Annotated in this window: 14 protein-coding genes; 10 read left to right on the forward strand and 4 right to left on the reverse strand. The window is 72.2% G+C overall.

Annotation, left to right across the window (positions count from 1 at the left end; translation table 11 throughout):
• Positions 1-7: 7 nt before the first annotated feature.
• The 3 genes from AB0N16_RS20820 to AB0N16_RS20830 form a co-directional block, all read right to left on the reverse strand.
• Positions 8-748 (reverse strand): LON peptidase substrate-binding domain-containing protein, encoded by a 741-nt coding sequence (locus AB0N16_RS20820; RefSeq protein WP_365798717.1) that lies wholly within the window; start codon positions 746-748, stop codon positions 8-10.
• Between the two features lie 11 nt (positions 749-759).
• Entirely contained in the window at positions 760-1,809 is a 1,050-nt protein-coding gene (locus AB0N16_RS20825; RefSeq protein WP_365798718.1) for a hypothetical protein, read from the reverse strand.
• A 282-nt stretch (positions 1,810-2,091) separates the two neighbouring features.
• Positions 2,092-3,663, reverse strand: a complete 1,572-nt coding sequence (locus AB0N16_RS20830) for an oxidoreductase (RefSeq protein ID WP_365798720.1) — start codon at positions 3,661-3,663, stop codon at positions 2,092-2,094.
• 200 nt (positions 3,664-3,863) lie between these two features.
• Between AB0N16_RS20830 and hisD the strand changes: the two genes are divergently transcribed.
• From hisD to AB0N16_RS20880, 10 genes are all read left to right on the forward strand, one after another.
• Entirely contained in the window at positions 3,864-5,207 is a 1,344-nt protein-coding gene (hisD, locus tag AB0N16_RS20835; RefSeq protein ID WP_365798722.1) for a histidinol dehydrogenase, read from the forward strand.
• The gene (locus AB0N16_RS20840) at positions 5,204-6,313 is read left to right on the forward strand and encodes a histidinol-phosphate transaminase (RefSeq protein WP_365798724.1); all 1,110 of its coding nucleotides are present in this window, start codon (positions 5,204-5,206) and stop codon (positions 6,311-6,313) included. The genes hisD and AB0N16_RS20840 overlap by 4 nt, the downstream gene beginning before the upstream one ends.
• The gene (gene hisB, locus AB0N16_RS20845) at positions 6,310-6,903 is read left to right on the forward strand and encodes an imidazoleglycerol-phosphate dehydratase HisB (protein WP_028422551.1); all 594 of its coding nucleotides are present in this window, start codon (positions 6,310-6,312) and stop codon (positions 6,901-6,903) included. Before AB0N16_RS20840 ends, hisB begins: the two co-directional genes overlap by 4 nt.
• Positions 6,904-6,906: 3 nt before the next feature.
• Entirely contained in the window at positions 6,907-7,071 is a 165-nt protein-coding gene (locus tag AB0N16_RS20850) for a hypothetical protein (RefSeq protein WP_365798726.1), read from the forward strand.
• Positions 7,062-7,712 carry an imidazole glycerol phosphate synthase subunit HisH gene (gene hisH / locus AB0N16_RS20855; RefSeq protein ID WP_365798728.1) on the forward strand — a complete coding sequence of 217 codons (651 nt, stop codon included), beginning with the start codon at positions 7,062-7,064 and terminating at the stop codon, positions 7,710-7,712. The genes AB0N16_RS20850 and hisH overlap by 10 nt, the downstream gene beginning before the upstream one ends.
• Positions 7,709-8,434, forward strand: coding sequence for a bifunctional 1-(5-phosphoribosyl)-5-((5-phosphoribosylamino)methylideneamino)imidazole-4-carboxamide isomerase/phosphoribosylanthranilate isomerase PriA (priA, locus tag AB0N16_RS20860; RefSeq protein ID WP_351732568.1), 726 nt, complete (start codon positions 7,709-7,711; stop codon positions 8,432-8,434). Before hisH ends, priA begins: the two co-directional genes overlap by 4 nt.
• Positions 8,431-8,829 (forward strand): RidA family protein, encoded by a 399-nt coding sequence (locus AB0N16_RS20865; protein ID WP_365798730.1) that lies wholly within the window; start codon positions 8,431-8,433, stop codon positions 8,827-8,829. Before priA ends, AB0N16_RS20865 begins: the two co-directional genes overlap by 4 nt.
• Positions 8,826-9,581, forward strand: a complete 756-nt coding sequence (gene hisF / locus AB0N16_RS20870) for an imidazole glycerol phosphate synthase subunit HisF (RefSeq protein WP_365798732.1) — start codon at positions 8,826-8,828, stop codon at positions 9,579-9,581. Before AB0N16_RS20865 ends, hisF begins: the two co-directional genes overlap by 4 nt.
• Positions 9,582-9,735: 154 nt before the next feature.
• On the forward strand, positions 9,736-10,326 hold the full coding sequence (locus AB0N16_RS20875; protein ID WP_365798734.1) for a helix-turn-helix domain-containing protein: 591 nt from the start codon (positions 9,736-9,738) through the stop codon (positions 10,324-10,326).
• Positions 10,327-10,341: 15 nt separating this feature from the next.
• Positions 10,342-11,595, forward strand: a complete 1,254-nt coding sequence (locus tag AB0N16_RS20880) for an MFS transporter (RefSeq protein ID WP_365798736.1) — start codon at positions 10,342-10,344, stop codon at positions 11,593-11,595.
• 6 nt (positions 11,596-11,601) lie between these two features.
• Here AB0N16_RS20880 and AB0N16_RS20885 read toward each other — a convergent pair whose 3' ends face one another.
• Positions 11,602-12,000: a VOC family protein gene (locus AB0N16_RS20885; RefSeq protein ID WP_365798738.1), complete on the reverse strand. Its 399-nt coding sequence runs from the start codon at positions 11,998-12,000 to the stop codon at positions 11,602-11,604.
• Positions 12,001-12,010: the final 10 nt, after the last annotated feature.

Consider the following 12,010-nt stretch of genomic DNA (forward strand, 5'->3'; position numbering starts at 1 on the left):
CCCCGGCTCAGTTCAGGTTCGTCGGCGCCCGCGTCAGCTCCGCCGCGGGCAGTGACGGCAGGTTACGGATGATCGCCGTCTCGGAGCGAAGAAGTTTCAGCTCGTCGCGGAGCCTGGACGCGGTGTCGGGAGCCTGGAGCAGCCGCTGCTTGGTGGGGATGTCGTGCATCATCGCCGCCGCGACCAGGTAGGAGACCACGGACGGTTCGTCGGGGAGCTCGACGCCCGTCGACAGCGACCGCTCCCGCGCCCCCGCCAGCCGCTTCTGGTACTGGCGGAAGGCCCGCAGCACCCCCTCCGCCAGCGCGCCCGCCTCGTCGCCCGGTTCCTCCGGCAGCTCCTCCAGCTCGGCCGTCAGGAACGGCCCCGACGCGTCCACGGAGAGCAGCCGCACCCGGCTGGTGCCGGTCGCCAGCACCTCGAACGTGCCGTTCGCCCGCTCCCGGATCGTCGCGGCGTCCGCCACACAGCCCACCCGGTGGAAGGACTTGAGGGGGTCGGGCCCGAAGCCGGCCGCCGGCCCCCGGTCGGGCTGGGCCGTCGGATCCGGCATGCCCGGCGCGGTCGGTGCCACCTCGTGGCCGTCGCGGATCGCCACGACGGCGAACCGGCGCGGTTCCTCCTCGGGGGTCTTCAGGAGATCGCGCATCATGGCGCGATAGCGCTCCTCGAAGACGTTCAGCGGCAGCACGAGCCCCGGGAACAGCACCGAGTTCAGCGGGAAGAGGGGAAGACGGACGGTGGTCACGGCGCCACAGCCTAGTGGTCATCGGCGGGGACGTGTCCGCCGTGCTCGGTCCGTGGGCGTCCCGCGCTCCCCTGTGAGGGGACCGGTCCGGTCTCGGGGAGGGGTTCCGTACCGGCCAGCAGGTGCGCGCGCAGCCGTACGAAATGGCCCAGCGGGTCGTCGGACAGGCGGTCCCAGGGGAACGACGTGACGTACGGACCGATCAGGTGCAGCTGGGCGCGGGCGGCCTCCCAGCGTTCCAGCCGGACCAGGAGGTACATCAGCTTGTTGCGGACCTCGGCCGGCCAGGGGTCGGCCGCCGGGAGCCGGTCGGACAGCGCGATCGCCCGGTCGGCCGCCGCGTCCAGGCGGGCGCGCGGCACCAGCGGGCCGCAGCCGTCGGTGAGATAGGCGAAGGCCGCCCGGGCCGGGAGGGCCTGGACGAGGGAGTCGGCCGCGGCGTCCTGGGCGGCCAGATCGGCGAAGTCGAAGCACTCGCTGTGCGAGCCGTGCCAGTACGTGCCCAGATAGCGCACGGCCGCCACATGGCAGCCGTAGTGGTGCGGGGCGCGGCGGACCGCCGCCTCCCACAGCTCCTCGAAGTACTTGTGACCGGCGTTGGAGCCGCGGGCGTGGTCCAGTGCCACCCGCCACGGCACCGGATCGCGGTCGTCGCCGCGGGCGGCCGCCGTGATCAGCGGACTCACCGCGCGTAGCAACTCGGTCCGGGCCGGGGAGGGCCAGGCCTGGTCCACCGCCAGCTGGGCCCGCAGCAGGAGCAGGTCCGGGTCGTGGGGGGCGGCCGTGGACCAGTCGTCCAGCCACTCGGCCCGGGAACGGGCGAAGAGGGCGAGCCGGCGCACGTACCGGTCGCGTGCCTCCCACTCGGCCGCGGCCCTGGTGCCGGCCAGCAGCCGCGCGGCGGGCTGGTACTCGCCCCGGCCGGCCGCGACCAGCACGGGGGCGAGCCGGTCGTCGGGCGCGTCGAGGAAGACCTCGTCGTCGGCCGGCAGCGGGCCGAGGGCGGGGCGCGGGGTCCTTGCGGTCCGTGCGGAACGGAACAGCGCACGCAGCGAAGCCATGGTGTCGCCATTGAAAGTCCGGGGATCGAGCGCGCGCCAGACCGCCAGGCCAACTCGGCGAAAGTTGTACGGGTCCAGGTCAAGGGCAGGTAAAAGGTGAGGGATGCTCACCTGTTGATTACCTTTCAGTGCCAGTACCTGTCAGTGCCGGTACCTGTCAGTGCCAGTATGCGTCGGCGCCTCTCACCCCGCCCCTGTCAGCCCCGCCCCTGTCAGGCCCTGTCTGCCCCTGTCTGCCCCTGTCGGCCCCTGTCAGTCCCGGCTGGCCGCGCTCGGCCGGGCCTAGCCGCGCCTCAGCAGTCGCGTGGCCCCCGCCGCCACCGTCGTCGCCAGGATCCAGCCCAGCAGGATCATCGCCGCGGCCGCCCACTGCCAGCCGCCGGTGAGGCGCCACTGGCCCGCTTGGCCCAGGTCGATCACCGGCAGCAGCAGATCGAGGACGAACAGCGCGGGGTCCCAGGCCGGATGCCCGCCGGAGGTCATCGGCGGGTGCGGAGCGTGAGCGAAGGCGAGCGTGCCCGCCGCCCACAGCACCGCCATCCACACCGCCGCCCGGCCCGGGCGGTAGCCATAGGCCACCGTCAGGTCCTGCGCGTATCCCCAGAACTTGGCGGCGACCGGTAGCGTCTCGCGGCGCCGGCGTTGCTTGGCGAGCTGCACCTCGCGCGCGTCCTCGTCCTCACCGGCGGCCCGCAGCACGGTCGCGAGCCGCTCGTACGGCTCCGGGTTGTACTCGGCCGTCGCCGCCGCCACCCAGCCGAGCCGCCGGATCAGCGGGAACGGACCCTGCGGAACCAGGTTCTCGTAGGCGAAGCCGCCCATGTGCAGCCGCCCGGGACCCGGCCAGCTGGTCGCCTGGTCCACCAGGTTCACGGTCCGGGCGCCCGACAGCACCACCCGGCCACGCTGCGGCTCCTCCCCGAGGAACCGCAGCTCCGGCGCCTGGACCCGGCGCAGCGACAGCTCCTGGTCGTCCGTGAAGGTGAACCGCGCCCGCTCCAGGTCGACGGCGTCCCCGAACCGCCCGTCGTCCAGCCGGATCCCGCCCTGGCACTCGAACCGCTGGATCCGGGTCCCGCGCGCCGGGGTCGTGCCGCTCTGCCAGGGGCCGCCCACCCCGGCCGGGGTCAGGTACAGGGTGCGGCCGACGGTCAGCTGGGGCGCGTTCAGCGCGAACCGCCCGTGCGGATTGCGCAGCCGGGCCCCGCGCAGGCTCAGCGAGACGCCCACCTTGGCGCTGCGCAGGCTCAGCTCCCCGTACGACTCGAGGAGCTCCGCCTGCAGATCCTGCGCGACGGTCATGCCGTCCGCCGCGATCGACCGCCCGCTGCGGTCCCGGTACACCACCGCCTGGTTCAGCAGCAGATCGGTGCCGATGTGCGCGTCGGTCAGCCGGACCCCGCCGAGGAAGCGGCAGCGCGGCAGATGCAGGTCACCCTCCGTGCGCACCCGGGCCGCCTCGAGGCGCGGCACCGCACAGTCGACCAGTCGCACGGTGGTGAAGTGCGCCTCCGGCAGCAGGACCTCGTCGTCGAACCGGCAGCCGCGCAGTTCCACGTACGGGGTGACCGTGCCGCCCGCCAGGTCCAGCGTGCCGGTGATCCGCAGGCCGGCCAGCTTCAGCGCGGACACCCGGCCCGCGAGCGGCGGCGGCCCGTCGAGCAGCAGCCAGCAGACGATCCGCGCCCGCACGGTCCGCTCGGGGCCCCAGGGATGGCCGCCGTGCGGATCGTCCATCCGCGCGTCGCCACTGCTCAGGTCGTACACGCTGCCGTTGCGGAAGGCCTGCCACATGCCGGCCTCGGCCGCGTTCAGATCGTCCGGCAGTTCCCCGTCCCGGACCCCCTCTGTCACGGCTCTTCCTTCTTCCTCAGCTACTCGCCAGTCAGGTGTTCGTCCAGCGGTGATGCCCGCTCCGTCACCTCTCGAACACAAGAAGTGAGGGTGATCTTCCGGGTTCCGGCCAGGCTATGTACCGGCCGTTGGCTCACGTTCTGTATCAGCCATTGATACGCGCGGACGGGCCCCGAGTGCCGTCTGAGAGAATTGAGCCTGTGATCTCCCGAATCGATCTGCGCGGCGACGCCCTCCCCGAGGGACTCGCCCTGCGCGACCTGCTGCCCCGAGCCGACTTCGACGTCTCGGCCGCCCTGGAGAAGGTGCGTCCGATCTGCGAGGCCGTGCATCATCGGGGCGACGCGGCGCTGATCGACTTCGCCGAGAAGTTCGACGGGGTCACCCTGAAGCAGGTGCGGGTGCCCGCCGAGGCCCTGACCAGGGCCCTGGAGGAGCTGGACCCGGCCGTGCGCGCGGCCCTGGAGGAGTCCATCCGGCGCGCCCGTCTGGTCCACCGCGAGCAGCGCCGGTCGAGCCACACCACCCAGGTCGTGCCGGGCGGGTCCGTCACCGAGAAGTGGGTGCCCGTGGAGCGCGTCGGGCTGTACGCGCCCGGCGGCCGGTCGGTCTACCCGTCCTCCGTGGTCATGAACGTGGTGCCCGCGCAGGAGGCCGGCGTCGAGTCCATCGCGCTCGCCTCGCCGCCGCAGGCACCCGCTTTTGAAAATGATCCGGCCGGAGGCCTGCCGCACCCGACCATCCTCGCCGCCTGCGCCCTGCTCGGCGTCGACGAGGTGTACGCGGCCGGCGGCGCCTCCGCCGTCGCGATGTTCGCGTACGGCACCGAGTCCTGCCCGCCCGTCACCATGGTCACGGGCCCCGGCAACATCTGGGTCGCCGCCGCCAAGCGCTACTTCACCGGCCGGATCGGCATCGACGCCGAGGCGGGACCCACCGAGATCGCGGTCCTCGCGGACGCCACCGCCGACCCGGTGCACGTCGCCGCCGACCTGATCAGCCAGGCCGAGCACGACCCGCTGGCCGCCGCCGTCCTGGTCACCGACTCCGTGGAGCTCGCGGACGCGGTGGCGAAGGAGCTGGAACCGCAGGTCGCGGCCACCAAGCACGTCGACGACCGGATCGTCCCGGCGCTCAAGGGCAGGCAGTCCGCGATCGTCCTGGTCGACGGTGTGGAGGAGGGCCTGCGGGTCGTCGACGCGTACGGCGCCGAGCACCTGGAGATCCAGACCGCGGACGCCGCGGCGGTGGCCGGCCGGGTCCGCAACGCGGGCGCGATCTTCGTCGGGCCCTGGGCGCCGGTCTCCCTCGGCGACTACGCGGCCGGGTCCAACCACGTGCTGCCCACCGGCGGCTGCGCCTGCCACTCCTCCGGGCTGTCCGTCCAGTCCTTCCTGCGCGGCATCCACATCGTCGACTACACGCAGGAGGCGCTGGCCGACGTCGCGCACCACGTGGTCACGCTGGCCGACGCGGAGGACCTGCCGGCACACGGCGCGGCGATCAAGGCGAGGTTCGGGTGGAAGGTACCGGCGAGCAAGTGAACTTCGGAATCGACGATCTCCCCGTACGGGACGAGCTGCGCGGCAAGTCCCCCTACGGCGCGCCCCAGCTGGACGTCGCCGTACGGCTGAACACCAACGAGAACCCCTACCCGCTGCCCGAGCCGCTGGTCGAGCGGATCACCGAGCGGGTGCGCGAGGCCGCCCGGGACCTGAACCGCTACCCCGACCGGGACGCGGTCCAGCTCCGCACCGAGCTGGCCAGGTACCTGACCGAGACCGGCAACCACCCGCTGGCCGTCGAGAACGTGTGGGCGGCCAACGGCTCCAACGAGGTCATCCAGCAGCTGCTGCAGACCTTCGGCGGACCGGGCCGTACCGCACTCGGCTTCGAGCCGTCGTACTCGATGCACTCGCTGATCGCGCGCGGTACCGGCACGGCCTGGATCTCCGGCCCGCGCGAGGACGACTTCACCCTCGACGTCGAGGCCGCCACCCGCGCGATCGCCGAGCACCGGCCCCACGTCGTGTTCATCACGACCCCCAACAACCCCACGGGCAACGCGGTGCCCGCCGAGACGGTCCTCGCGCTGTACGACGCGGCCCAGGCGGCCCGGCCGTCCATGGTGATCGTCGACGAGGCGTACGTCGAGTTCAGCCATGGCGCCTCGCTGCTGCCGCTGCTCGAAGGTCGGCCGAATCTCGTCGTCTCCCGGACCATGTCCAAGGCCTTCGGCGCGGCCGGCCTGCGCCTCGGCTACCTCGCCGCGCACCCCGCGGTGGTGGACGCCGTACAGCTCGTCCGGCTGCCGTACCACCTGTCGGCGATCACCCAGGCGACCGCGCTGGCCGCCCTGGAGCACACCGACACCCTGCTGAAGTACGTCGAGCAGCTGAAGACCGAGCGGGACCGGCTGGTCGCCGAGATGCGGGCGCTCGGCCTGGAAGTCACCGAGTCCGACGCCAACTTCGTGCAGTTCGGACGCTTCGAGGACCCCCACGGGGTCTGGCAGAGGATCCTCGAGCACGGGGTCCTGGTCCGCGACAACGGCGTGCCCGGCTTCCTGCGGGTGTCCGCCGGAACCCCCGAAGAGAACGACGCGTTCCTCGACGCGGTACGTGAAGTCAAGAAGGAGCTGGACGCATGACCCGCGTAGGGCGCGTGGAGCGCACCACCAAGGAGACCTCGGTCCTCGTCGAGATCGACCTCGACGGCACCGGGAAGACCGACATCGCCACCGGCGTCGGCTTCTACGACCACATGCTCGACCAGCTCGGCCGGCACGGCCTGTTCGACCTCACCGTGAAGACCGACGGCGATCTGCACATCGACTCGCACCACACCATCGAGGACACCGCCCTCGCCCTCGGCGCCGCCTTCAAGCAGGCGCTCGGCGACAAGGTGGGCATCTACCGCTTCGGCAACTGCACGGTCCCGCTGGACGAGTCCCTCGCCCAGGTCACGGTGGACCTGTCCGGCCGCCCGTACCTCGTCCACACGGAGCCGGAGAACATGGCCCCGATGATCGGCGAGTACGACACCACCATGACCCGGCACATCCTCGAGTCCTTCGTGGCCCAAGCCCAGGTCGCCCTGCATGTGCACGTGCCCTATGGGCGCAACGCACACCACATCGTGGAATGCCAGTTCAAGGCGCTCGCCAGGGCGCTGCGCTACGCCTCCGAGCGCGACCCGCGCGCGGCCGGCATCCTCCCCTCGACGAAGGGCGCGCTGTAAGCCATGACCGGGCTCAACACCTTGCTGATCGTCGTCGGCCTCTTCCTGGTCGGCGGAATCATCTCCTTCGTCAAGCAGAAGATGCCCACCAGCCTCATCGTGCTGCTCTCGATAGGAGCCGCGATGTGCCTGGTGGCGGGCGTCATGAGGCTGGAGGTGTGGAATTGAGCGCACCCTCGAAGAAGGTCGTCGTCTTCGACTACGGCTTCGGGAACGTCCGGTCCGCCGAGCGGGCGCTGGCCCGCGCCGGGGCCGACGTCGAGATAACCCGTGACTTCGACACGGCGATGAACGCCGACGGGCTGCTGGTGCCCGGCGTCGGCGCCTTCGCCGCCTGCATGGAGGGTCTGCGCGGGGCCCGCGGGGACTGGATCATCGACCGGCGGCTGTCCGGCGGACGGCCGGTGATGGGCATCTGCGTCGGGATGCAGATCCTGTTCGCGCGCGGCATCGAGCACGGCGTGGAGACCGAGGGGCTCGACGAGTGGCCCGGCTCGGTCGAGCCGCTGCAGGCCGAGATCGTGCCCCACATGGGCTGGAACACCGTGGACGTGCCGGCCGGCTCCGAGCTGTTCGCGGGCCTGGACGCCGACGCGCGCTTCTACTTCGTGCACTCCTACGCCGTCCAGGACTGGTCGCTGGAGACGCACAACGCCGCGCTGCGGGCCCCCCTCGTGACCTGGTCGACGCACGGCAAGCCGTTCGTGGCCGCCGTGGAGAACGGCGCCCTGTGGGCCACCCAGTTCCACCCCGAGAAGTCCGGCGACGCCGGCGCCCAGCTCCTCACCAACTGGATCGGAACACTGTGAGCAAGCTCGAACTCCTCCCCGCCGTCGACGTCCGCGACGGCCAGGCCGTCCGCCTCGTGCACGGCGAGTCGGGAACCGAGACCTCCTACGGCTCCCCGCTGGAGGCCGCCCTCGCCTGGCAGCGGTCGGGCGCCGAGTGGCTGCACCTGGTCGACCTGGACGCCGCGTTCGGCACCGGCGACAACCGCGAGCTGATCGCCGAGGTCGCCGGGGCGATGGACATCAAGGTGGAGCTGTCCGGCGGGATCCGGGACGACGCCTCGCTGGCGGCCGCCCTGGCCACCGGGTGCCGCCGGGTGAACCTCGGCACGGCCGCCCTGGAGAGCCCGGAGTGGGTCGCCAAGGTCATCGCCGAGCACGGCGACCAGATCGCGGTGGGCCTGGACGTCAAGGGCACGACCCTGCGCGGCCGCGGCTGGACCCGCGACGGCGGCGACCTCTACGAGACGCTGGCCCGCCTCGACCAGGAGGGCTGCGCGCGGTACGTCGTCACCGACATCGCCAAGGACGGCACCCTTCAGGGCCCGAACCTGGAGCTCCTGAAGAACGTCTGCGCGGCGACCGACCGGCCGGTCGTGGCCTCCGGCGGCGTGTCGTCGCTGGACGACCTCCGCGCGCTGGCCGAGCTGGTACCCCTCGGTGTCGAGGGCGCCATCGTCGGAAAGGCCCTCTACGCCAAGGCGTTCACCTTGGAAGAAGCACTGGAGGCAGTGTCCCCGTGAGTGAGCTGCGACGTGTCACGACGGGCGCGCCCTGGGAGGACGCCTTCGGGTACTCCCGCGCGGTGGAACTGCCCAACGGCCTGGTGCTGGTCTCCGGCTGCACTTCCATAGTGGACGGCGAGATCGCCGGGGGCGGCCCCTACGAGCAGACGGTCAACTCCTTCAACGTCGCGTTCGCGGCGCTGGGGCAGCTGGGTCTGGGCCGCGACGATGTGGTGCGGACACGTATGTACGTCACCCACGCCCGGGACGTGGACGATGTCGGACGCGCTCACAAGGAGCTGTTCGAGTCCGTCCGGCCCGCCGCGTCCATGATCATCGTCTCCGGCCTCGTGGACCCCAGCCTGGTCGTCGAGGTCGAGGTGGAGGCGTACCGAGGGGAGGCCACGGCATGACCCTGGCGGTCCGAGTCATCCCCTGCCTGGACGTGGACAACGGCCGGGTCGTCAAGGGCGTCAACTTCCAGAACCTGCGGGACGCGGGCGACCCGGTGGAGATGGCCAAGGTGTACGACACGGAGGGCGCCGACGAGCTGACCTTCCTGGACATCACCGCGTCCTCCGGCGACCGCGAGACCACCTACGACGTGGTGCGCCGCACCGCCGAGCAGGTCTTCATCCCGCTGACCGTCGGCGGCGGGGTGCGCACGGCCGAGGACGTCGACAAACTGCTGCGGGCGGGCGCCGACAAGGTGGGCGTCAACACGGCCGCGATCGCCCGCCCGGACCTGATCCGGGAGATCGCGGAGCGCTTCGGCCGCCAGGTCCTGGTCCTGTCGGTGGACGCCCGCCGCACCCCCGAAGGCACCTTCGAGGTCACCACCCACGGCGGCCGCCGCGGCACCGGCATCGACGCGGTCGAGTGGGCGCACCGGGCCGCCGAGCTGGGCGCGGGGGAGATCCTGCTCAACTCGATGGACGCGGACGGCACCAAGGACGGCTACGACCTGGAGATGATCACGGCCGTGCGCAAGCACGTCACCATCCCGGTCATCGCCTCCGGCGGCGCGGGCCGGCTGGCCGACTTCGCCCCGGCCGTCGGGGCGGGCGCGAACGCCGTCCTCGCCGCCTCCGTCTTCCACTTCGGTGACCTGCGGATCGGCGAGGTGAAGCAGGCGCTGCGCGAGGCGGGACATCCCGTGCGGTGACGCTGCGCTGAGCCCTGGCCCCGGTTTCCCCCAGGTGGGGTGCCGGGGCCTTCTGCTGCACGACCCCGGATGCCTGCCGCACGGCTCCAGATGCGAAAGAGAAGTTGCGCAAAATATATTGCGCAACTTTTCTTTCCTATCTAGGGTCGGCGTCATGACGGACAAGGAGCGGGACCGCCGGATCACCGACGTCGGCACCCTCAAGGCGCTCGCCCACCCGCTGCGCATGAAGCTCTACCGAGGGATGTGCGTGGCCGGCAAGGCGACCGCCTCGCAGCTCGCCGAGCAGGTCGACGAGGCCGTCTCGCTGGTCAGCTACCACTTGCGCAAGCTTGCCGAGCACGGCCTGATCGAAGCGGCCGAACCGCAGAGCGCGGACGGTCGGGAACGCTGGTGGCAGCCCTCGTCGGACGGCGTCAGCATCCAGGACCGGGACTTCCGCGACGCACCCGAGAAGGCGGCTGCCCACCTCGCCGCCACCCGGCTCTTCCACGAGCAGCGCGCCGACATGTACCGCCGCTACCTCGACGAGCGCGCCACCTGGAGCGCCCAGTGGAACGCCGCCGCGCCCGACAGTGAGTCCCTGCTCCGCCTGACCGCGACCGAACTGGACGAACTTCGCCAGGAACTGGTCGCGCTGGCGAGGAAGTACGACGAGAAAGGCCGGTCCGCCCAGGCGAACGGCGACACCGAGGGGCGCGAGCACGTCGCGCTGCACGTGTACGGCTTCCCGTTCCGCCTCTGAGAAGGGCCCACGCCCGTGACCGCCACCGCCCTGCCCGCGACGGCCACCGCCACCGCCGTCGCGAAGCCCGCCCACCGCGACCCCAACGTCCTGCGCTGGCTCGGCGCCTATACCTCCTCCATGGTCGGCGACAGCGTCTACTACATCGCCCTCTCCTGGGCCGCCGTCCAGTCCGGCTCACCCACGCAGGCCGGGATCGTGATGTCCGTCAGCGCCCTGCCCAGGGCCGTACTGATGCTGTTCGGCGGCGTGATCGCCGACCGGCTGGGGCCGCGCCAGGTCGTCATCGGCAGCGACGCGGTGCGCTGCGCGGCCGTCCTCGCCGTGGCCGCGCTGCTCTTCCTGACCAGCCCCGGCCTGTGGCTGCTCGCGGTGCTCGCCCTGGTCTTCGGCACCGTCGACGCCGTGTTCATGCCCGCCGTGGGCGCCCTCCCCGCGCGCGTGACCGGCCGCGACCAACTCGCGCGCGTGCAGGGCATGCGCGGTATCGCCATACGCGTCGCCGGCATCCTCGGCGCCCCGCTCGGCGGCCTCGGCGTGGCGGTCGGCGGCGCCGCGGCCGCCTTCGGCCTCGCCGGGCTGCTCATCGCCGTATCGGTCCCCCTGCTGCTGACCCTGCGGGTGCGGGAACTCCCGGCCGACGACCGCACCGCCGCCCCCACCCCCTGGCAGGACCTGCGGGCGGGCCTCGCCCACATCCGCCGCCACCGCGTCCTGGCCCCCCTGATGCTGGCCATCGCCCTCGGCGACCTGGGGTTCGTCAGCCCCCTCAACGTCGGGCTGACCCTGCTCGCCGACCGGCGCGGCTGGGGTGCGGCCGGTGTGGGCTGGGTGCTCGCGGGGTTCGGCGTCGGCGCCGGGGCCGCCTCACTGCTGCTGACCGTGCGGGGGCGGCTGCCGCGCGCGGGTCTGGTCGCCGGCGTCTCGATCCTCGCCGGGTCGGTCGCGATCGGTGCCCTCGCCTTCGTTCCGGGCCTCGTCGGCGCGGTCGGCGTCGCCCTGCTGATCGGCCTGCTCGCCGGGCTCAGCGGCGCCATGTGCGGGGCGCTGGTGCAGACCCAGGCCGACCCCGCCTACCTGGGCCGGGTCACCTCCGTCTCCGGCCTGATCAGCCTGGGCCTGACCCCGCTGAGCATGCCGTTCACGGCCGCCGCGATCGGTGTCTTCGGACTCGGCCCGGTCTACGTCGTCAGCGCCGCCGTCTGCGGGCTCGGCGGGGTCGTCGCGCTGGCCGTACCGGGGCTGCGCCGCGCCGAACTGCCCCGCTGAGACCGCTCAGCCCTTCGGCTGGGTCAGCTGGATCAGGTTGCCGACCGTGTCGTCGAGGACGGCCGCGATCACCGGGCCCTGTTCCTGCGGCTCGTGCGCGAAGCGGACGCCGAGGGCGTGCAGACGGTCGTACTCCGCCCGGATGTCGTCGACCGAGAAGACGATGGCCGGCAGGCCCGCCTCGTACACCGCCTTGCGGTACGGCTCCGCGATGGTGCCCTGGCCGGGCTCCAGGAGCAGCTGGAGGTCCGGCTGGGCGCCGCCGGGCGCGCCGACCGTGATGAACAGGGTTCCGCCGCCCAGGTCGAGGTGGGTGCGGGTCTCGAAGCCGAGGACGTCGGTGTAGAAGGCGTGCGCTTTCGGCACGTCGTCCACGTACACGTTCGTCATCGCGACCTTGATCATCACGGGCCCC

The organism is Streptomyces sp. NPDC051105 (genome assembly GCF_040682795.1).
GTDB lineage: Bacteria > Actinomycetota > Actinomycetes > Streptomycetales > Streptomycetaceae > Streptomyces.

Coding starts and splice junctions, on each gene's coding strand:
- AB0N16_RS20875 (WP_365798734.1), top strand. CDS start 9,736: ATGACGGACAAGGAGCGGGACCGCCGGATCACCGACGTCGGCACCCTC.
- hisF (WP_365798732.1), top strand. CDS start 8,826: ATGACCCTGGCGGTCCGAGTCATCCCCTGCCTGGACGTGGACAACGGC.
- AB0N16_RS20825 (WP_365798718.1), bottom strand. CDS start 1,809: ATGGCTTCGCTGCGTGCGCTGTTCCGTTCCGCACGGACCGCAAGGACC.
- AB0N16_RS20885 (WP_365798738.1), bottom strand. CDS start 12,000: ATGATCAAGGTCGCGATGACGAACGTGTACGTGGACGACGTGCCGAAA.
- hisB (WP_028422551.1), top strand. CDS start 6,310: ATGACCCGCGTAGGGCGCGTGGAGCGCACCACCAAGGAGACCTCGGTC.
- AB0N16_RS20850 (WP_365798726.1), top strand. CDS start 6,907: ATGACCGGGCTCAACACCTTGCTGATCGTCGTCGGCCTCTTCCTGGTC.